Annotated in this window: 20 protein-coding genes and 1 tRNA gene; 11 read left to right on the top strand and 10 right to left on the bottom strand. The window is 65.9% G+C overall.

The window, feature by feature from the left end; genetic code table 11:
• Positions 1–27: 27 nt before the first annotated feature.
• Positions 28–321 (top strand): nucleotidyltransferase family protein, encoded by a 294-nt coding sequence (locus AC5JDC_RS04935; protein ID WP_106770409.1) that lies wholly within the window; start codon positions 28–30, stop codon positions 319–321.
• Complete coding sequence (locus AC5JDC_RS04930; protein ID WP_495839645.1) at positions 318–710, top strand: HepT-like ribonuclease domain-containing protein; 393 nt, start codon at positions 318–320, stop codon at positions 708–710. The genes AC5JDC_RS04935 and AC5JDC_RS04930 overlap by 4 nt, the downstream gene beginning before the upstream one ends.
• Here AC5JDC_RS04930 and AC5JDC_RS04925 read toward each other — a convergent pair.
• Positions 665–1654, bottom strand: a complete 990-nt coding sequence (locus AC5JDC_RS04925) for a LysR substrate-binding domain-containing protein (protein ID WP_495839643.1) — start codon at positions 1652–1654, stop codon at positions 665–667. The genes AC5JDC_RS04930 and AC5JDC_RS04925 overlap by 46 nt on opposite strands.
• A 91-nt stretch (positions 1655–1745) precedes the next feature.
• Between AC5JDC_RS04925 and AC5JDC_RS04920 the strand changes: the two genes are divergently transcribed.
• Together AC5JDC_RS04920 and yidD are read left to right on the top strand one after the other, a co-directional pair.
• Complete coding sequence (locus tag AC5JDC_RS04920; protein WP_495839641.1) at positions 1746–1901, top strand: hypothetical protein; 156 nt, start codon at positions 1746–1748, stop codon at positions 1899–1901.
• Between the two features lie 59 nt (positions 1902–1960).
• The gene (gene yidD / locus AC5JDC_RS04915) at positions 1961–2332 is read left to right on the top strand and encodes a membrane protein insertion efficiency factor YidD (RefSeq protein ID WP_106770118.1); all 372 of its coding nucleotides are present in this window, start codon (positions 1961–1963) and stop codon (positions 2330–2332) included.
• Here yidD and AC5JDC_RS04910 read toward each other — a convergent pair.
• Entirely contained in the window at positions 2284–2778 is a 495-nt protein-coding gene (locus tag AC5JDC_RS04910) for a hypothetical protein (protein ID WP_495839638.1), read from the bottom strand. The two genes, yidD and AC5JDC_RS04910, sit on opposite strands and share 49 nt — an antisense overlap.
• A 142-nt stretch (positions 2779–2920) precedes the next feature.
• Here AC5JDC_RS04910 and thrS point away from each other — a divergent pair, with 142 nt between their 5' ends.
• Entirely contained in the window at positions 2921–4921 is a 2001-nt protein-coding gene (gene thrS / locus AC5JDC_RS04905; protein WP_495839636.1) for a threonine--tRNA ligase, read from the top strand.
• 80 nt (positions 4922–5001) lie between these two features.
• Positions 5002–6675, top strand: a complete 1674-nt coding sequence (locus AC5JDC_RS04900; RefSeq protein WP_495839634.1) for an NAD+ synthase — start codon at positions 5002–5004, stop codon at positions 6673–6675.
• An 84-nt stretch (positions 6676–6759) separates the two neighbouring features.
• On the opposite strand, the gene AC5JDC_RS04895 is transcribed toward AC5JDC_RS04900, so the two are convergent.
• From AC5JDC_RS04895 to AC5JDC_RS04885, 3 genes are all read right to left on the bottom strand, one after another.
• Positions 6760–7368: an ATP-dependent Clp protease proteolytic subunit gene (locus AC5JDC_RS04895; RefSeq protein ID WP_495839632.1), complete on the bottom strand. Its 609-nt coding sequence runs from the start codon at positions 7366–7368 to the stop codon at positions 6760–6762.
• Between the two features lie 144 nt (positions 7369–7512).
• Positions 7513–7908: an SRPBCC family protein gene (locus tag AC5JDC_RS04890; RefSeq protein ID WP_495839630.1), complete on the bottom strand. Its 396-nt coding sequence runs from the start codon at positions 7906–7908 to the stop codon at positions 7513–7515.
• Positions 7905–8219 (bottom strand): ArsR/SmtB family transcription factor, encoded by a 315-nt coding sequence (locus AC5JDC_RS04885; RefSeq protein ID WP_106770112.1) that lies wholly within the window; start codon positions 8217–8219, stop codon positions 7905–7907. The genes AC5JDC_RS04890 and AC5JDC_RS04885 overlap by 4 nt, the downstream gene beginning before the upstream one ends.
• A 130-nt stretch (positions 8220–8349) precedes the next feature.
• Between AC5JDC_RS04885 and AC5JDC_RS04880 the strand changes: the two genes are divergently transcribed.
• Together AC5JDC_RS04880 and gltX are read left to right on the top strand one after the other, a co-directional pair.
• The gene (locus tag AC5JDC_RS04880) at positions 8350–9585 is read left to right on the top strand and encodes an MFS transporter (protein WP_495839627.1); all 1236 of its coding nucleotides are present in this window, start codon (positions 8350–8352) and stop codon (positions 9583–9585) included.
• Between the two features lie 41 nt (positions 9586–9626).
• Positions 9627–11003 (top strand): glutamate--tRNA ligase, encoded by a 1377-nt coding sequence (gltX, locus tag AC5JDC_RS04875; protein ID WP_495839625.1) that lies wholly within the window; start codon positions 9627–9629, stop codon positions 11001–11003.
• On the opposite strand, the gene AC5JDC_RS04870 is transcribed toward gltX, so the two are convergent.
• From AC5JDC_RS04870 to lipB, 4 genes are all read right to left on the bottom strand, one after another.
• On the bottom strand, positions 10921–12039 hold the full coding sequence (locus tag AC5JDC_RS04870) for a DUF2865 domain-containing protein (protein WP_495839623.1): 1119 nt from the start codon (positions 12037–12039) through the stop codon (positions 10921–10923). The two genes, gltX and AC5JDC_RS04870, sit on opposite strands and share 83 nt — an antisense overlap.
• 391 nt (positions 12040–12430) lie before the next feature.
• The gene (locus AC5JDC_RS04865; RefSeq protein WP_495839621.1) at positions 12431–13528 is read right to left on the bottom strand and encodes an SGNH/GDSL hydrolase family protein; all 1098 of its coding nucleotides are present in this window, start codon (positions 13526–13528) and stop codon (positions 12431–12433) included.
• 738 nt (positions 13529–14266) lie between these two features.
• Entirely contained in the window at positions 14267–16030 is a 1764-nt protein-coding gene (ggt, locus tag AC5JDC_RS04860) for a gamma-glutamyltransferase (RefSeq protein ID WP_495839619.1), read from the bottom strand.
• Position 16031: 1 nt separating this feature from the next.
• Positions 16032–16772: a lipoyl(octanoyl) transferase LipB gene (lipB, locus tag AC5JDC_RS04855; protein WP_495839617.1), complete on the bottom strand. Its 741-nt coding sequence runs from the start codon at positions 16770–16772 to the stop codon at positions 16032–16034.
• A 261-nt stretch (positions 16773–17033) separates the two neighbouring features.
• On the opposite strand from lipB, the gene AC5JDC_RS04850 reads away from it, so the two are divergent.
• Positions 17034–17118 (top strand) — tRNA-Leu (locus AC5JDC_RS04850).
• Between the two features lie 213 nt (positions 17119–17331).
• Positions 17332–18051 (top strand): L,D-transpeptidase, encoded by a 720-nt coding sequence (locus AC5JDC_RS04845; protein WP_495839615.1) that lies wholly within the window; start codon positions 17332–17334, stop codon positions 18049–18051.
• A 54-nt stretch (positions 18052–18105) separates the two neighbouring features.
• On the opposite strand, the gene AC5JDC_RS04840 is transcribed toward AC5JDC_RS04845, so the two are convergent.
• A complete protein-coding gene (locus tag AC5JDC_RS04840; RefSeq protein WP_495839613.1) occupies positions 18106–18486 on the bottom strand; it encodes a VOC family protein in 381 nt (126 codons plus the stop codon).
• Positions 18487–18514: 28 nt separating this feature from the next.
• Here AC5JDC_RS04840 and AC5JDC_RS04835 point away from each other — a divergent pair.
• Positions 18515–18747: hypothetical protein (locus AC5JDC_RS04835; protein WP_495839611.1), on the top strand; the 233-nt coding region annotated here is incomplete at its 3' end.

Genomic DNA, 18747 nt, shown 5'->3' with positions numbered 1-18747 from the left:
AACGGAAACCTGGCCGGAGCGATGGCGATGCGACCCTCGGAAGCGCTGGCAAGACATCGGGACGAGGTGCGCGCGATCATCGCGCGTTATCCCGTCAGCAACCCGCGCGTCTTCGGCTCGGTGGCCCGCGGCGAGGACGTCGATGGCAGCGACCTGGATATTCTGGTCGATGGCCGGCATGGGGAGACCACCTTCGTTCATCTAGATGGGCTGCAAAGCGATATTTCGGAATTGCTGGGCGTGCCCGTGGACATCATGACGCCCGGCGGGTTTTCCGAGCCGGTCGCCGCAAGGGTTCGGCGGGACGTGCGTCCCCTATGAAGGACCAGCCCGATAGCCGGTTCTTGGAATTGCTGTCGGATATCGTTCTTTGGGGCGAACGTGTTCCTGCGCTCCTTGGCGGAATGACGTTCGAGCAGTTCGAAGAGGATCATCGCACCCATCTCGCCGTATGGAAGTGTCTTGAGGTGGTTGGCGAGGCCTCGGGCAGAATCCTCAAGATCGATCCGGGCATCGAACGGAAATATCCCGATCTGCAGGTGAGGGCGGCGTATGCGATGCGAAACCGCCTGAGCCATGGCTATGGCGGCGTCGACCTTTCCGTACTGTGGACTACGGCGCACAACTTCCTTCCGCCCATGGTTGCGGCTGCACGCACCGCACGTCAGCGCTCAACCGTCGATGGCGATCCGAACCGATCCTCGCTTTGACGTGATGCAATTTTGCTTTCATCGGCCGATGGTGTAGCTGCGTCGATCACGCCGAGGTCTCTCGCGATTTCCTCTGCAACCCACTCCGCGAAGGCCTTTGCCGGCTCGCCGAGCCGGTCGAAATCCGATGCGACCAGCCAATAGGCACCGCCCGGGATATCGAAATCCACCGGTGCGATCAACCTGCCGGCCGAGAAGTCCGGCCAGGTCAGCAGCCGGCAGCCGAGCGCGACGCCATGGCCGAGCGCTGCGCTCTGCGCGGAGAGCGCGGCATCGGGAAAGATCGGTCCGCGACGCGGCTCCGTGGCTCCGGCGCCGGCTGCCTTGAACCAGTCGGCCCAGCCGTCGCGATCGTCCTCGTGAAGAAGGGGAAAGTGGAGGAGATCCGCGGCGGACGTGACGGGAGGTCCCGCGGCCAGCATCGCCGGCGCCATCAGGGCCGTCCTCGTGCAGTCGAACAGATGGCGCGACTGCGTCCGCGGCCAGGACGTCGCCGTCATGCCGTGGCGGATCGCCAGGTCGAACCGGTGGCCCCTGAAATCGATGAGGAGAGGGCTGGCGTCGATCGAGACGTCGACATCCGGCCGCAGGGCATTGAAGGCGTTCAGCCTCGGCACCAGCCAGGCCGCCGCCAGCGAGGGCTCGACGCTCACCGTCACGACATGCTGGGCCGGCCGCTCGATGATCTCGCCGAGCCGGCGGTCGATGGCGTCGAAACTTTGCGTCAACTGGTCGAGAAGGTGCCGGCCTGCCTCGGTGAGAACGACCCGGCGGTGATTGCGGAAGAACAGCGCCCGGCCTACCGAAGCTTCCAATTCGCGGACTTGGCGGCTGATCGCCGCCTGCGAGACGTAGAGTTCCTCGGCCGCGCGGCTGAAACTCGAATGCCGGCCGGCCGCCTCGAAGCTGCGCAGGGCGGTGAGCGGCAGGCGTCCGCGTTTCATTTCGCATAACCTCAAGGCATACGAGGCCAACACTATACTCGTTTGAAGCCGGGTGCCAGCGGCGGTTCAATCCCCTCGAAGGAGAACCGCGATGCGCGACTTTCTCGAAATCTTCGCCGACGTTCTTCGGATCGCTACGTTCCAGTACCGGCCGGGCGGACACCCGTTCGACACGCCGGGCAGCCGCGAACGGATTCCGGCGAAGACATTTCCACCCTCCAGGAACGGCCTCCGGCCATTCTCCTGAGCCGAACTCGGCCCAGGCAGCCTCTTGCCAAGATCGTTCGGGATGAACATGTCTGGGCGATGGAGCACAAGGCATGCCGCGGGTCGGGGAAAGACGATGGGCGCGAGGCCCGGCGCCCGCGCGGCCGCAACTGGCGCGGCCCTTGGCGAAAGACGCCAGGACGTCTTCTCGGCACCGGCATTGTGCGCCTCTACCAACTCACGCTTTCCGGCTTCGTCGGCAATACCTGCCGCCACCTGCCGACCTGCTCGGAATATTCCTATGAGGCGATCGCCCGCCACGGTTTATGGGCAGGCGGGTGGATGGGGCTGTTCCGCGTGATGCGCTGCGGTCCTGGTGGCACGCAGGGCATCGACAACGTGCCGGAGCGGCTGTCCGCGCGCTATCGCTGGTTCACCCCGTGGCGGTATTTTCGGCTGGAGAGTCCCTGAGCGCCCTCGGGTGGCTCGAACCGGTCGAGAAAGGCGCGGGCGTGCGGCAACGCGTCGTGCAGACACTGTTCCGGCCCGCGCAACCACAACCCTTCGATCTCTTTCGACCTTGCCTCCGAGGTCAGTGCCTCCGGCGGCAGTGGCACCAAGGTACAGCTCCAGCCAGGCATCAGCCGCTCGGCCTTGCGTGTCGTGTGCTCCAGGAGGTGCCGCCAGCGTGAAAAGCCGTGATAATCGAAGGCGATATCGCCGTCGGTGGCGACGACGTGATTGCCGGTGTAGCCGGCGGCCGGCTTGATCCAGACCGCGCCGAAGCCCGAGGCGGGGTACTTCCCCAGGAAGGCATAGGCAAGGATATGGCAGGCGCCGCAGGCGAAGAACTGGCGGTCGGCAAGCGCCCATTGCAGGTCCGGCTTTCGCTTCACGCTGCGTTTCAGGAGGAACATCGGCCCGATTGCTCCGCGAAAGAGAATCATCGGGCAATCCTGCTTTACGCGGGCGCCTGCGGCTACTAAAAGCCGCTGCTGCCGGCTTGCCCGGCATTCACCACCCGCGCTCGTTTGCGGGACTGGATAGCAGGAGCATCTTATGTCCCAGTCCGTTTCCCTGACATTTCCCGATGGTTCCGTCCGCGACTACGACGCGGCGACGACCGGCGCCGCGCTCGCGGAGTCGATCTCGAAGTCGCTCGCCAAGAAGGCGGTCGCCTATGCGCTCGACGGTACAGTGCGCGATCTGTCCGATCCGGTCGGCCGCTCGGGCAAGGTCGAGATCGTCACCCGCGACGACCCGCGCGCCTTGGAACTTATCCGCCACGACGCCGCGCACGTGCTGGCGGAGGCGGTTCAGGAGCTGTGGCCGGGCACCCAGGTAACCATCGGCCCGGTCATCGAAAACGGGTTCTACTACGACTTTGCCCGTAACGAGCCGTTCACGCCCGAGGACTTTCCGGTCATCGAGAAGAAGATGCGCGAGATCATTTTGCGCAACAAACCCTTCACCAAGGAGGTGTGGGACCGCGAGCGTGCGAAAAAAGTGTTTCGCGACAAGGGTGAGGCCTACAAGATCGAGTTGATCGAGGCCATTCCCGAAGACCAGGACCTGAAGATCTACTTCCAGGGCGACTGGTTCGATCTCTGCCGCGGGCCGCACATGGCCTCGACCGGGCAGATCGGCAACGCCTTCAAGCTGATGAAGGTGGCTGGCGCCTACTGGCGCGGCGATGCCAACAATCCAATGCTGACGCGCATCTACGGCACCGCCTGGGCCGACCAGGCGCAACTCGACGCCTATATCCACATGCTGGAAGAGGCCGAGAAGCGCGACCACCGACGGCTGGGGCGCGAGATGGACCTGTTCCACTTCCAGGAAGAGGGGCCGGGCGTCGTCTTCTGGCACGCCAAGGGCTGGAAGATGTTCCAGAATCTCATCGCCTATATGCGTCGCCGCCTCGGCGACGACTACCAGGAGGTCAACGCCCCGCAGGTCCTCGACAAGAGCCTGTGGGAGACGTCGGGCCACTGGCGCTGGTACCAGGAGAATATGTTCGCGGTGAAGTCGGCGCATGCCTTCACCCATCCCGACGATCCGGAAGCCGACCAGCGTGTCTTCGCGCTGAAGCCGATGAACTGCCCCGGGCATGTGCAGATCTTCAAGCACGGCCTGAAGTCGTACCGCGATCTACCGATCCGGCTTGCCGAATTCGGCAACGTCCATCGCTACGAGGCGTCGGGCGCGCTGCACGGGCTGATGCGTGTGCGCGCCTTCACGCAGGACGACGCTCACATCTTCTGCACGGAGGAGCAGCTCGAGGCGGAGATCCTGAAGATCAACGACCTGATGATGTCGGTCTACAAGGATTTCGGCTTTGACGAGGTCGTGGTGAAGCTCGCCACTCGGCCGGAGAAACGCGTCGGCACCGATGCCATGTGGGACCACGCGGAAGACATTCTGAAGCGCGCGCTCGGCCGCATGGCGCGCGAGGACAACCGCATCAAGACCGGCATCAACGAGGGCGAGGGCACGTTCTACGGGCCGAAGTTCGAATACACGCTGAAGGACGCCATCGGCCGCGAGTGGCAGTGCGGCACCACGCAGGTGGATTTCAACCTGCCGGAGCGGTTCGGCGCCTTCTACATCGGCTCCGATTCGGAGAAGAAGCAGCCGGTGATGGTGCACCGCGCGATCTGCGGCTCGCTCGAACGCTTCCTCGGCATCCTGATCGAGAGCCATGCCGGGCAGATGCTGCTGTGGTTCGCGCCGCTGCAGGTGGTGGTGGCGACCATCACGTCCGATGCCGACGCCTATGCCGAAAAGGTGGTGAAGCGGCTGAAGGCGGCGGGGCTGGCCGCCGAGGCGGATCTGCGCAACGAGAAGATCAACTACAAGGTCCGCGAGCACTCGCTGGCCAAGGTGCCCGTGATCCTCGTCTGCGGCAAGCGCGAGGCGGAGGAGGGCACCGTCAACATGCGTCGGCTCGGCTCGCGCGACCAGCAGTCGCTGACGCTGGAGGCGGCGGTGACGGCACTCACCGACGAGGCGACGCCGCCCGATCTGAGGCGCAAGGACGAGGCTGCCGAAGTGGCCTGAGCATCCTGGCGCACGACCCGCGACGCTGACGCGCCCGCTCGGCATTGCCGCGCGGGCGCGCGCGGGTTAAATCGCATGTCATGACCGCGCCAGACATACTCCGCATCGCCGTCGCCCAGCTCAACCCGACTGTCGGCGATGTCGCCGGCAACCTTGCCAGGGCGCGTGAGGCGCGCGCCGACGCCGCCCGTCAGGGCGCCGACCTTGTGCTGTTCACGGAACTGTTCATCGTCGGCTACCCGCCGGAGGATCTGGTGCTGAAGCCGGCGCTGCTGGCCGCCTGCGAGAGGGCGGTTGAGGAACTCGCCGCCGACACCGCCGACGGCGGGCCGGGCGTGATCATCGGCACACCGCTGAAGCGCAAGAGCGGCACCCACAATTCGATCATGCTGCTCGACGGCGGCAAGATCGTCGCCGAGCGCTACAAGGTCGACCTGCCGAACTATGGCGAGTTTGACGAGAAGCGCGTCTTTCAGGCCGGTCCGGACATGCCGGGACCGGTGAATTTCCGCGGCGTGCGGCTCGGCATCCCGATCTGCGAGGACATCTGGAACGACCTCGGTGTGTGCGAGACGCTGGCCGAGAGCGGCGCCGAGCTGCTTTTGGTGCCGAACGGGTCGCCCTACTATCGGGGCAAGCTCGACGTGCGCCAGCAGGTGGCGATTCGCCAGGTGATCGAGAGCGGTCTGCCGCTGCTCTTCGCCAACCAGCTCGGCGGCCAGGACGAATTGGTCTTCGACGGCGCCTCCTTCGCCATCAATGCCGACAAGACGCTGGCCATGCAGATGTCGCAGTTCGAAGAGCAACTCGCCGTCACCAGCTGGAAGCGTAGTGCGGAAGGCTGGGTCTGCACCGGCGGACCGATGTCGAAAATTCCGGAGAAGGAGGAAGCGGACTACCGCGCCTGCCTGCTGGGCCTGCGCGATTATGTCAACAAGAACGGCTTCAAGAACGTCGTGCTCGGCCTCTCCGGCGGCATCGATTCGGCGATCTGCGCGGCCCTCGCCGTCGACGCGCTCGGCGAGGAGCGGCTGCGCGCCGTGATGATGCCCTACCGCTACACCTCGATGGAATCGCTCAAGGACGCCGAGGACTGCGCCCGCGCGCTCGGCTGCCGCTACGACATCGTGCCGATCGCCGAGCCGGTCGAGGGCTTTTCGCATGCGCTGACGCAGCTCTTCGAGGGCACCAAGGAAGGCATCACCGAGGAGAACCTGCAGAGCCGGGCGCGCGGCACCATCCTGATGGCGATCTCCAACAAGTTTGGCTCGATGGTGGTGACCACCGGCAACAAGAGCGAGATGTCGGTCGGCTACGCCACGCTCTATGGCGACATGAACGGCGGCTTCAATCCGATCAAGGACCTCTACAAGATGCAGGTCTACGCGCTGGCGCGTTGGCGCAACGGCAACGTGCCGCCGGGCGCGTTCGGGCCCTCGGGCGAGGTGATCCCGCAGAACATCATCGACAAGGCGCCGTCGGCCGAATTGCGCGAGAACCAGACGGACCAGGATTCGCTGCCGCCCTATCCGGTGCTCGACGACATCCTCGAATGCCTGGTCGAGAACGAGATGGGGGTCGACGAGATCGTGGCGCGCGGCCACGACCGCGACACGGTGCACCGGATCGAGCACCTGCTCTACATCGCCGAATACAAGCGCCGGCAGGCGGCGCCCGGCGTCAAGATCACCAGAAAGAATTTCGGCCGGGACCGCCGCTACCCGATCACCAACCGTTTCCGCGACCGGGGGTAGGCCGACGATATCCGGAGTGCCGACCGTACCATCATAGGTACTCGCAAGCCAAACGGAGGGAAGCCCACCTTCGGGCTTTTCCAATCATCCTTCGACATCCAGGCGATTGCCGTTGACCTTGTCGACGATGCCCCAATCCCTTGCTTCCTCCGCCGTCATGAAGAAGTCGCGGTCGAGCGTGCGCTCCACCTCTTCCTCGGTGCGGCCGCAATGCCTTGCATAGAGCCTGATCATGCGGCGCTTGGTCTTGAGGATGTTCCGGGCGTGGCGCTCGATGTCGGAAGCCTGGCCCTGGAAGCCGCCGAGCGGCTGATGCACGACGATGCTGGAATTGGGCAGCGCGACGCGGCGGCCGGGTTCGCCCGCCATCAGCAGGAACGAGCCCATCGAGCAAGCGGTGCCCATGCACAGCGTGGCCACCGGGCATTTGATGAACTGCATGGTGTCGTAGATGGCGAAGCCGCTGCTTACGACGCCGCCCGGCGAGTTGATGTAGAAGGCGATCTCCTTCTTCGGATCCTCGGCTTCGAGGAACAGCAACTGGGCGCAGATCAGCGCCGCCGAACTGTCGTCGACCATGCCGTTCAGGAAGACGATCCGCTCGCGCAGGAGGCGGGAAAAAATGTCGAACGAGCGCTCGCCGCGCGGCGACTGTTCGACGACCATGGGGACGAGTTGCATCGTGTCGCGCATGGCGCGATCCTCCAGATTTTCCGTGTTGCAGTGACTTCGGCTACAGCGCGTCGCGTGAAAAAGAATTCACGCGACGCGCTGTAGGTTCTTGATTTTGCGCATGTCCTTATCCCGAAACCGCTGCACACGTTCGGGAGACATGCTTTAGGCGGCGAGCGCCATCGGCGTGTTGCCGTTAGCGGCCGTCCGGGATTCCGGCGGCCTGTGAACCAGCCGGAACCAGGTGCTTTTCGCTCCGCGCGGCGACAGCTCGACCGTCACGAAACTCTCCACGCGACCCTCGCGCCAGCGATAGGTAAGGCGCGAAAACGGTTCGGCCTCGACGATCTCGAACGTTTTCGCTCTCGGGTTCGGACCGTCGGGTTGAGTTTCCCGGTCCGGCGGCACATCGCCATCACATCGTCCCGCCGCCCACGTCGCATCCAGCCAGTCGGCTGCGAGTTCCGGGGTGGCGAGCGCGCGCCACACCCGCTCGGCAGGGGCGTCCAGGCCGCATTCGACCACCACCTCGCCGTCCTCGCCGATCGTCGTCGCGGTCATTGGTCCATCTCCCTGAGCAGATCCTTGAGGCGGTCGACCCGCGCCGGCCAGAAGGCGCGGTGCCGCTCGATCCAGGAAAACAGCGGCTCCAGCCCGTCCGGCTCGACGCTGTAGTGGACGTGCCGTCCGGCCCGCCGCTCGCGGATCAGGCCGGCGCCGCGCAGGATGGCCAGATGCTGCGAGATCGCCGGCTGCGAGACGCCGAAACCCTCGCGCAGCTCGGTGGCGTTCCTCTCGCCCGCCGCCAGCTTCTCGAACACGGCCCGTCGGGTCGGATCGGAAAGCGCGCGGAATATGTCCGTCTCGTTCATGCAAACAAATAAGCAGATACTTATCTGTTTGGCAAGAGAGCAACCTTGCTCGATTGGGCCAGACGGTTTCGGCGCTTTCCATGCCGCAGCGGCCGCCCTATCAAGGCCGGACCTCCTCGGCGATCCCTGCATGGCCCTTCTGACATTCCTTCGCGACAACGTGCGCTGGCTCGCCGGCGGCTTCCTGCTCACCTTCTTCTCGACGGTCGGGCAGACCACGTTCATCTCGCTCTCATCCGGCCACATCCGTCAGGACTATGGGCTTTCGCATGGCGAGTTCGGCACGATCTACATGGTCGCAACGCTTGCCAGCGCGCTGACGCTGCCGCGGCTCGGGCCGATCGTCGACCGGTTCAGCGTACGCTCGGTCACGCTGCTGGTCGTGCCGATGCTGGCGCTGGCCGCGGCTACGATGGCCTATTCGAGCAACGTCGTGCTGCTGCTGCTGACCATCTACCTGCTGCGTCTCTTCGGCCAGGGCATGATGGTGCACAACGCCTATACGGCGATCGCTCGCTGGTTCTCGGCGCAGCGCGGCCGGGCGCTGTCGATCATCATCATCGGCCACAATGCCGGCGACGCCGGCTTCCCGCCGGCCTTCGTCGCGCTCGCCGCGGCGATCGGATGGCGCAACGGCTGGCTGGTGGCTGCGGCTCTGCTCATCCTGGTGGCGCTGCCGGCGGCAGCCGCGCTGGTCGCTGTCGACCGCACGCCGCGCGCCAGTGATCCGGTGCCCCGCGTCGCAGACGCGCGCGACTGGACGCGCGCCGAAGTCATCCGCGATCCGGTCTTCTACATGGCGCTGCTCGGCGTGGCGGCGCCGAGCTTCATCGTCACCACGGTGTTCTTCCATCAGGTCTATCTGGTTGAGCTGCGCGGCTGGTCGCTGACCGCCTTCGCTTCGTCCTTCGTGCTGATGGCCGCCGTCAATACGGGCTTCACCCTGGTATCGGGGCAATTGATCGACCGCTATTCCGGGGTGAGGCTGCTGCCCTTCGTGCTGCTGCCGCTGGGCGCCGCCTGTTTCGTGCTCGGCGGCGTCGAGGCGCAGTGGAGCGCCTTCGCCTTCATGGCGCTGATCGGCGTCTCCAACGGGCTGTCGACCACGCTGTTCGGCGCCGTCTGGCCCGAAATCTACGGGCTGAAGCATCTCGGCGCCATCCGCTCGCTGATCGTGGCGGCATCCGTGCTCGCCTCGGCGGCGGGGCCGGGCCTGAGCGGCATCCTGATCGATGCCGGTGTCAGCTATCCCGCCCAGATCGTCGCCATGGGCATCTATTGCCTGGCGGTATCGGCGGTGTTGTGGCGCGCATCGGCGCTCGCCCGGGGCAGGGCGGGGCAGCCTGTTGCCGGCGGGCCTGCCTGATGCCTTGAAATGGCCGGACGCTTCCGTTAACCCGCCCGACCATGACAGTCACCGTTCGTTTCGCCCCGTCGCCGACGGGCAACATCCACATCGGCAATGCCCGCACGGCACTGTTCAACTGGCTGTTCGCCGCCAGGCACAAGGGGCGCTTCATCCAGCGCTTCGACGACACCGACCAGGCGCGCTCGAAGCAGGAATACGCCAATGCCATCCTCTACGACCTGCATTGGCTCGGCATCTATCCCGACCGGACGGAATACCAGTCGCGGCGCTTCGACCGCTACGACGCGGCGGTCGAGCGGTTGAAGGCGGCGGGCCTGCTCTATCCCTGCTACGAGACGCAGGAGGAGCTGGAACTGCGCCGGAAGGTCCGGCTGTCGCGAAAGCTGCCACCGGTCTATGGCCGCGAGGCGCTGGCGCTGACCTCGGAAGAGACAGCAGCACTCGAGGCGGAGGGGCGCCGGCCGCACTGGCGCTTCCTGCTGCCGAATTTTCCCGCCGGCGAGCCGGAGAATCCGGAACGCACCGAGATCGCCTGGGCCGACATCGTGCGCGGCGACGAAACCGTCGATCTGGCGTCGGTGTCCGACCCGGTGCTGGTTCGGGAGGATGGCACCTATCTCTACACGCTGCCCTCGGTGGTGGACGACATCGACATGGGCGTCACCCATGTCATCCGCGGCGACGACCACGTGACCAACACCGGCGTGCAGATCGCCCTGTTCCGGGCACTGGGCGCCGAGCCGCCGGCCTTCGGGCACCACAATCTGTTGACGACGGCAACGGGCGAGGGGCTGTCGAAACGCACCGGCGCGCTGTCGGTCGGCAGTCTGCGCGACCAGGGCATCGAGCCGATGGCGGTGGCCTCGCTGGCCGTGCTCACCGGGACGTCGGAGGCGATCGCCGCCGTGCCGACGATGAGCGAGCTTGCCGAGCGCTTCGACCCCGCCGCCGCATCGAAATCGGCGGCGAAATTCGATCCGGCCGATCTGGTCGCTCTCAACCACACGCTGCTCAAGGACATGCCCTTCGCCGAGGCGCGCGATCGGCTGGGCGTGCTCGGCATCTCGGGCGAAAAGGCCGAGCCGTTCTGGCTGGCCGTGCGCGGCAATGTCGACAGCGTGCAGGACGCCGCCACCTGGTGGCGCATCTTGCGCGATGGGCCTGCCGAGACGCCGGAGTTCGGCGACGAGGACCGCGATTACGTCCGCACTGCCTTCGACCTCCTGCCGGAGGAGCCATGGGACCGCTCCACCTGGAAGCAGTGGACCGAGGCGGTGAAGGCCGAAACCGGCCGCAAGGGCAAGCCGCTGTTCCTGCCGCTCAGGTTGGCGCTCACCGGACGCGAGGCGGGACCGGAGCTGGCGGATCTCCTGCCGCTTCTGGATCGGGAAGGAACGCTGGCCCGACGACCCTGACCTTGCGGTCGTCCAGCGGCCTTTCCATGCCAGGTGCCGGGGCTATCGGCGGGGCAGCGGGGCCGGCAGGTCTCGTCGCCTGCCGCGGCGCCGGAATCGCCACGATGCTCGCGGACGCCTCGCCGGAGCGGGGCTTTTCTATGCCGACCGGGGCAGGGGCGGGCGGCACGGCAAGGCGCTGGTTTCCGGCCCCGCCGGCGACCACTTCAAAACTTCTATTCGCCTTGCAGCCGCAACCGGGCGTGCGCGACTCCGACATGTTCTGGTGCAGGAAGGCGGTGGGAAGCGCCTGGTAGGCGCGGCCGGTCGCCGTCGACAGCATGTCGGCCGCGCCTTCCGCCTCCGGCGGGCCGTAGAAGAGCTGCGTCTCGGCGCCCGGACAGGACGACCCGCAGTTGCGGGCGTCGCGATCGAAGTCGCCGATCGAGGAGGACTGCGACATCGGGAAGAAATAGCCGTCGCAGATGCGCACGCACATGGTGCGAAAACGCTCCGACGGAGCGCCCAGAAAGACGTATCCGGCAGCGTCCTTCTTGTCCGGTACGCGCACGGGCGCGTCGTTGGGGCGCCTGTCCGGCGCATTTTCCGGCTCGGTGGCGGCGCGCATGCCGCCCCGGTCGCCTTCGTCGTTGCCCCCGCCGCGGCAGCCGTTCGCGTCGAGCGCCGCCAACAGGCTCGCGCGCGAGCGCTTGCCGCCGGCAAGCTGGCCGCGCTGGCGCTGCAGCGTTTCCAGATTGCCGGCCATGCGCTGCAGCGTGGCGTTGATGACCGCGCATTGCCGCACGGCGCGCCAGGCGAGCGCGAAGCCGCAGCCGGCGTCGCGCGCTTGCGCCCGCGCGACCGCCATCTGCTCGCGCTGGCGGGCGATCGCCGCATCGTATTTGCGCACGCGCGCCGGGCTTTTCGCGACGCCTCCGGCGAGCTCGGCTTCGAGCTGCCTGCAGATGCGGGCGGCGGCGTCCGCCGGCCCGGCAGGCGCCAACAAGGTCAGGGACGCAAGAACCAGTGCCCGGAACCGGATATGCGAAGCCTTCATGGCGCCTCCCGGTCTGCCCCTTTCCGAGTCGATGCGTGATCCCGATTCAGATGCTACCATCGGCAGCTCTGCCGCCGCAACGAAACGCAGGCTGAGCTTCCGCCGATCGGCGGGCTATGGCTTGCGAAGGAGCGTCTGGACGTGCGCGCGTTTCGCGGCGGCGCATGATGCGCGCATCTGCCGGGGGTGCCGGCGTGTTGCTGCGCACTGCGGGAAAAACAAAGCCTGGGCCGTGGCCCAGACTTATCTTCACCGCCTAAACGGAAAGCTTTGTTTGGCTCGGTGCGCGAGCGCTTGCCTATTGACCAGGTCTGATCAGGATGTCCAAGTCGACAGACTCCGCCATGGCATTGTAGCCCGTGTCGTTCGGATGGAGATGATCGCCACAGTCCTATTCCGCACGAATGTAGCCGGATTTGGCCGGGTCCTCGACGACCTTGTCGAAGTCGATGACGGCGTCGAATGCTCCGCTTGTCCTGATCCACTCGTTGACGGACTGGCGAGTTTTCTCTTTCTCGGGCGTATAGTAGCCTTCAGTCGGCTGGCCCTTGACGGTATCGGCGAAGGGCGTCAACGTCGCGCCGATGATTTCGGCCCCGGCTGTATGCGTGCGGTCGATGATTTGTCGATAGCCGGCGATTATGTCGTCGGCGGTAGGCTCCTTGTCGTCCTGGGTGATCGCATTCGGGCCTGGCCAACCGATATCGTTGATGCCCATCATGAAGACTACGGTCGAAAGGCGCGGCTGCGACAAAATATGATCGTCGAGGCGGGCCAGCGCGTTCACTCCCATCCCATCGCTGAGGACGCGGTTGCCGGAGTAGCCCTGATTGACGACGGTGACCTCCTTGTGCCCCGCTTCCTGGAGACGCTCGGCAATACGATCCGGCCATCGGTTGTTCGCGTCGACCGTGGAGCAGTTGCCGTCGGTAATCGAGTCCCCAAAAAACACGACCGCCTGCGACGTCGGTTTGGCGTCGACCTGGATTCCGCTCAGAAACAGGCGCTTGGTGAGCGTGCTTGCCACCTTGAAGGTTTCGGATGAAACAAAATTGCCGGGTTCGGATACATAGGCCGTCTGCACGCCGTCCCAGTGCACCGAAGTCAGAGCGGTCCTGTCCGGGAGAAAAATGCTGACGGCGAGTTCCGACAGCGGATCGACCTTGAAATCGACAGGATCGCTTATCACCTGCGCCCCGGGTGGAGCCACGATAAACGGACGCCCACCCCATGTCAGCGGCTTCAGCAAAGCCGCGTCGACCGCCCCTTCCTTTTTGGCGACCGAGATGCTGGCCGCCCCGATTCTGAGCGGTTTGGTCCCGTACTCGTTCGAGAGCACGACGCGCACCTTGTCTCCTCCGGCGCTGACGCGCGCCACCTGGCGAACCGTCTGGTCAGCGAGCAATTCAGGGACCTCGAACGGGGCCGGCAGCTCCTCCGCCCAACGCGGCGCGGGAGTCGAAGCCCAGGTTGTGATCCACTGCTTCATTCGCGCAGAGTCGTCGGCAGCCGAGGCTGCCGATGCCGTGCCAACAGTAAGGCAAGCCGCTGCTGCAATCCGCAGGCCTACACTCAAGTAAGTCCTCACCTTTTCCTCCTTCGCCCCTCCAAGTTGCACTTTGCGGATAGCAGTCCGGCTTTGCAATGAAACTTTCGTTGCGGGGGGAGGCGGCGCTGACCGAGGCGATATGAGTACATGGCCACCATCCGCTGCTGATTTCAACTTTCGACAGGTGATGTCGGAGAGACGTCCATGACCAAGCGGTTCGTCTCCTCACCAGCGTCGGATGTCTATCCTTCCAACTCCGGCGGATGCCTTTCAGATCGGGCGAGGCGGGCGCTCGAACCTCGGCGAAACCCATGTGTCCAGCGACGCCTTGCCCCGGCGTGCATAGAAAACCGCAGCCACCACCGGCGATCCGGACTGAGAGGCACATCCAGCGGGCATCCTACGATCACCGCGTCGCGGCTGAGCGGCATCGCGGCTCTGAAGCCGTCAATCCTTCGTTAACCACACGACCCGGGCGGACCAGAAGGCAGCGCAGGGATGCATTGACTTTAGAACAAATTAAGAACAAAATATAAACATATCCAAAACAGGAGGGATTGATGACCGATTTCATCCAGGATGTCGTGTCTCTGGTCTCGATGAGCACCTTTCTGATCACCGTGTCGTTGTGGATCGGCGCGCTCTGAAGATGCTGGTCCGCGTTACGTGGGCAGCCGGCTAGTCGCCGAGCGCGACGCCTTCGCGCCGCGGGTCGGCACCCCCGACGAGGCCAGCCGGCGTCCAGGCGATGCCGTGCAGGCCGGAGTTGAGGTCCTTAACCGCGACGGTGAAGCCGAGCGAGGTCAGATCGTCGGCGAGGTCTTCGGCCTTGGTACCTTTCTCGATATCGTAGGGGCCGAACCGGTTCACCAGATGCGGCATGGCGATCGCTGCCTGCATGTCCATCTTCCAGTCGATCAGTCCAATCAGCGTGGTGGCGACATAGGAGATGATGCTGCTGCCGCCGGGTGAGCCGAGCGCGAAAGCAGGCTTGCCGTCGCGAAGCACGATCGTCGGCGACATGGATGAGCGCGGGCGCTTGCCCGGCTCGACGCGGTTGGCGACGTTGTGGCCGCCCTCGACCGGCGAGAAGGCGAAGTCGGTGAGTTGGTTGTTGAGCAGGAAACCGTCGACCATCAGCCGGGCGCCGAACCCGTTCTCGATCGAGGTGGTGACGGAGGCGACGTTGCCGGCCGCGTCGACGACGACGAAATGCGAGGTCGACGGCATCTCGGCCGAGACGCCGTCGAGCCTGAACTCGGCCTTGTCCCAGGGCGGCTCGCCGGCCGTCGCCTCGTCTTCGCCGAGCGCGGTCGGCCGGCGCAGCAGGGCCGAGCGGTCCCTGAGATAGGGCGGGTCGAGCAGGCCTTTCGGGATGGAGACGAAGTCGCCGTCGGCGAGATAGCGCTCGCGATCAGCGAAGGCGAGGCGCGTGGCGTCGCCGATCAGGCGCCAGCTTTCCGGATCGCCGGCGCCGAGGGTAGCCAGATCGAACGGCTCGAGCATGCCAAGAATCTGGCCGATGGCGAAGGCGCCGGAGGAGGGCGGTCCCATGCCGCAGACCTCGTGGCCGCGATAGCGCGCGCAGACGGCCGGCCGCTCCTTGACGCGGTAGGCCGCCATGTCACGGCCGGACAGCAGGCCGGGATTTTTCGGATGCGTGCGCACGACCTCAACGAGGCGGGCGCCGATCCGCCCGTTGTAGAAGGCATCGGCGCCGCCGTCGGCGAGCGCCCTCAGCGTCTCGGCATAGGCGGGATTGGCGAGCCGGTGGCCGGCCGGCAACGGCGCGCCGGCAGCGTCGAAGAAATAGGCGCGGGTGCTGGGCTCCAGGTCGAGCCGCCCCTTGTCCTCCGCGATCGCGGCGGCAAGCCGCGGCGACACCGCGAAGCCGTCATCCGCCAGACGGATCGCCGGCTCGAACAGGGAGTTCCAGGGGCGGGTACCATACCGGCGATGCACGGTCTCCAGCAGGCGGGGCACGCCGGGAACGCCGACCGAGCGGCCGCCGACCACCGCGTCGAAGAAGGGGAGCGGCTTGCCGCCGGCGCCGCGAAAAAGGTCCGGTGTGGCTTCGGCGGGTGCCGTCTCGCGGGCATCGAAGGTAGTGAGTTCGCCGCTTGCCGCGTCGTACCAGACGAAAAAGGCGCCGCCGCCGAGCCCGGACGATTGCGGCTCGACAAGGCCGAGCACCGTCTGCACGGCGACCGCCGCGTCGGCGGCGCTGCCGCCGGCGCGCAGCACGTCGAGCCCGGCCTGCGCGGCGAGCGGATTGGCCGCGACCACCATCTGGTGCTTTGCCGTGACCGCGGCAGCCGCGCGGCTGCCGGTCGCCTGCTCCGGCTGGACGAGGTCGGTCCCCTGCTGAGCGCCGGCCTGGAGCGGCAGCAGCGTGGCGAGCGCCAGGGCCGGCAGCAGGCAGGAAAGACCGGCCCGCCGCATGTCAGCCGGCCAGCCGCTGCGGTTCGGAGGCCACGTCGGCCACAGGGCCGAACACGTTGCGGAAGGCCGCCTTCAGCCCGACGTCGAAGTCGTGCATGGTCACGGGCAGGCCGAGATCGACCAGGCTGGTGACGCCATGATCTGTGACGCCGCACGGCACGATCCCGGCAAAATGCGTGAGATCCGGCTCGACATTGACGGCGATGCCGTGAAAGCTCACCCAGCGACGCAGTCTTATGCCGATCGCCGCGATCTTGTCCTCGGCGGGCGTTCCGTCGGAGAGCGGCGGTCGGTCGGGTCTCACCACCCAGACGCCGACGCGGTCCTCGCGTCGCTCGCCGCGCACATTGAAGGCCACCAGCGCGGCGATGATCCATTCCTCCAACGCCGCCACGAAGGCGCGCACGTCCTCGCGCCGCCGCTTCAGGTCGAGCATGACGTAGGCGACCCGCTGCCCGGGCCCGTGATAGGTGTATTCGCCGCCGCGGCCGGCCTTGAAGACGGGAAACCGGTCCGCATCGATCAGATCGCGCGGCTCGGCGCTGGTTCCGGCGGTGTAGAGCGGCGGGTGTTCGACCAGCCAGACGAGTTCGTTTGCCCGGCCTTCGCGAATCGCGGCGGCCCGCGCTTCCATGACGGCAAGGGCCCGCTCGTAGGGCGTCAGCCCCCGCTCGACCAGCCATTCTACCGGCGGCGCGCCGGGAACGGGCAGAAACGACGTGGCGATTTCGCTGCGCTGCATGGGCTGATCCCTTCCCTTCTATATGGACGGGTCGGTCGAAAACGTCCAGTTGCTCGGCGCGTTGGCGATTATTCTCGGCGGGCGCCCTCATGGCCGGTGACCTTCGGTCGGGGTAGGCACCGCGCATCGGAATTGCCGGTGTTTCCGACACTTGCGGCGGCTGTGGAGGAAGCCGCCGAAATCCGTCCCGGCGCCCTTGTTTCGCCGGAGGCTATTTGCTAAAGGCCCGCTTGCCGGTTCTGACCGGCCCTTTCGTGACGTGCGGTCGTGGCGGAATTGGTAGACGCGCAGCGTTGAGGTCGCTGTGGGGCAACCCGTGGAAGTTCGAGTCTTCTCGACCGCACCAACGATCTTCAGGGATTGAAGAGACTTCTTTCTGTTTCATTGTGCTTTTGCGGACGGCGGTAGGCGGAAATGCCGCCGACCCGGATGGCGGCTGCTGCCGTCTGCAACGGCCATGCCTCAGCCACACACCGCCGGGCTTAACGCCGATCGACGCCATTAGGGCGATGTAAACCATGTTTGGTCCATAGGTCTTCCGTTACTGGGGATAGACCTGATGGTACGCAAGCAGTCCTTCGTTGGCGAAAAATCCGCATCTAGCCGGCGGGCGTTTCTCGTCGGCACCGCGGCCTTGGGGCTTGCCGCCTGCTCGCGCGCGCTCGACCCGGCCGAACTCGGCCTCGACACTGCCAGCACCGGCTCGATCCGGCCGAAGATAAGCGTCGATCCTGCCGTCACCAATCCGGCGGTGATGTATGCCGCGGTGACCGAGGGTCCGTTCGTGCTGCCCGAGATCCCCTACGAAAAGATCCCGCGCGCGTTTCGCCGCCAGATCGTGCCTGACCCGACCGGCGAGGCACCTGGCACCATTGTCGTCGACCTCAACAACCATTTTCTCTATCTCGTGCAACCGGGCGGCGACGCGCTGCGCTACGGCGTCGGCATCGGCAAGGCCGGTTTCGAGTGGTCGGGCCGCGCCAACATCCAGTACAAGAAGCAGTGGCCGACCTGGACGCCGCCGCGCGAGATGATCGCCCGCAAGCCTGAAGTCGCCAAATGGGCCGGCGGCCAGCCGGGCGGCCCCGACAATCCGCTTGGCGCCCGCGCGCTCTACATCTTCAAGGACGGCGTCGACACCGGCTACCGCATCCACGGCTCACCCGAATGGTGGACGATCGGCCAGAACATGTCGTCGGGCTGCGTGCGCATGATCAATCAGGACGTGATCGATCTCTACAACCGCGTGCCCGGCAAGACGACGGTCGTCGTCGGCTGAAGGCGACCGGCCTCAGATCGGTCGGCGAGCGCACGCCTTCCCCGCAAGCGGACTTCACGCGTCGGGTGCCGGGCTGCACATCTGCAGCCGGTTGCCGTCGGGATCGCGGAAGCCGGCGAAGGTGACATAACCCGGGAACACCTGCGGGTCGTCGCAGTCGACGCCCCGCTCGCGCAGGTCGGCGACGGCGGCATGGCAATCCTCGACGTCGAACACCACGGTGGTGCCTGCCGACGGCCGCCAGCCCGGTCCGGCCGGCACGAGTGCCAGGTTGCCGCCGCCGTCGCGACCCGTCGAAAACTCGATCCAGCCGGCTTCTGGCAGGTCGTAGAGAGGCTCTCCAAGTTCCAGCGTTTCGCGGTAGAAACGGCGCGAGCGGTCGAGGTCGGCCACGGTGATCGACACCACGTTGATGCCCCTGAACAGTCTGGTCATCCGGTTCTCCCGAGCTTGTCGGCGAGGCTTGCGCCTGCCGGCAGAATACCTATCTGAACGGCTTCCTGCACGATCGCCGGAGACCGACAGCCTGCAGCCGCCCGTCATCGGGCGGATGGGCGAAAACCCCTTGTCTTTTGCAGCCTTTGTCGCTAATCGGCCCCATCCAAAGCAGACCCACGAGCTGACGCCAAGGAAAGAGCAGAATGGCCAAGAGCAAATTCGAGCGGACGAAGCCGCATGTGAACATCGGGACGATCG

The sequence above is a fragment of the Kumtagia sp. genome (assembly GCF_059502445.1).
This window is presented reverse-complemented; position numbering and strand designations above follow the sequence as displayed.

Coding starts and splice junctions, on each gene's coding strand:
- AC5JDC_RS04845 (WP_495839615.1), top strand. CDS start 17,332: ATGGTACGCAAGCAGTCCTTCGTTGGCGAAAAATCCGCATCTAGCCGG.
- yidD (WP_106770118.1), top strand. CDS start 1,961: ATGGAGCACAAGGCATGCCGCGGGTCGGGGAAAGACGATGGGCGCGAG.
- ggt (WP_495839619.1), bottom strand. CDS start 16,030: ATGCGGCGGGCCGGTCTTTCCTGCCTGCTGCCGGCCCTGGCGCTCGCC.
- AC5JDC_RS04930 (WP_495839645.1), top strand. CDS start 318: ATGAAGGACCAGCCCGATAGCCGGTTCTTGGAATTGCTGTCGGATATC.
- gltX (WP_495839625.1), top strand. CDS start 9,627: ATGACAGTCACCGTTCGTTTCGCCCCGTCGCCGACGGGCAACATCCAC.
- AC5JDC_RS04885 (WP_106770112.1), bottom strand. CDS start 8,219: ATGAACGAGACGGACATATTCCGCGCGCTTTCCGATCCGACCCGACGG.
- AC5JDC_RS04910 (WP_495839638.1), bottom strand. CDS start 2,778: ATGTTCCTCCTGAAACGCAGCGTGAAGCGAAAGCCGGACCTGCAATGG.
- AC5JDC_RS04865 (WP_495839621.1), bottom strand. CDS start 13,528: ATGAAGCAGTGGATCACAACCTGGGCTTCGACTCCCGCGCCGCGTTGG.
- AC5JDC_RS04920 (WP_495839641.1), top strand. CDS start 1,746: ATGCGCGACTTTCTCGAAATCTTCGCCGACGTTCTTCGGATCGCTACG.
- AC5JDC_RS04895 (WP_495839632.1), bottom strand. CDS start 7,368: ATGCGCGACACGATGCAACTCGTCCCCATGGTCGTCGAACAGTCGCCG.
- thrS (WP_495839636.1), top strand. CDS start 2,921: ATGTCCCAGTCCGTTTCCCTGACATTTCCCGATGGTTCCGTCCGCGAC.
- AC5JDC_RS04935 (WP_106770409.1), top strand. CDS start 28: ATGCGACCCTCGGAAGCGCTGGCAAGACATCGGGACGAGGTGCGCGCG.
- AC5JDC_RS04890 (WP_495839630.1), bottom strand. CDS start 7,908: ATGACCGCGACGACGATCGGCGAGGACGGCGAGGTGGTGGTCGAATGC.
- AC5JDC_RS04925 (WP_495839643.1), bottom strand. CDS start 1,654: ATGAAACGCGGACGCCTGCCGCTCACCGCCCTGCGCAGCTTCGAGGCG.
- AC5JDC_RS04900 (WP_495839634.1), top strand. CDS start 5,002: ATGACCGCGCCAGACATACTCCGCATCGCCGTCGCCCAGCTCAACCCG.
- lipB (WP_495839617.1), bottom strand. CDS start 16,772: ATGCAGCGCAGCGAAATCGCCACGTCGTTTCTGCCCGTTCCCGGCGCG.
- AC5JDC_RS04870 (WP_495839623.1), bottom strand. CDS start 12,039: ATGAAGGCTTCGCATATCCGGTTCCGGGCACTGGTTCTTGCGTCCCTG.
- AC5JDC_RS04840 (WP_495839613.1), bottom strand. CDS start 18,486: ATGACCAGACTGTTCAGGGGCATCAACGTGGTGTCGATCACCGTGGCC.
- AC5JDC_RS04880 (WP_495839627.1), top strand. CDS start 8,350: ATGGCCCTTCTGACATTCCTTCGCGACAACGTGCGCTGGCTCGCCGGC.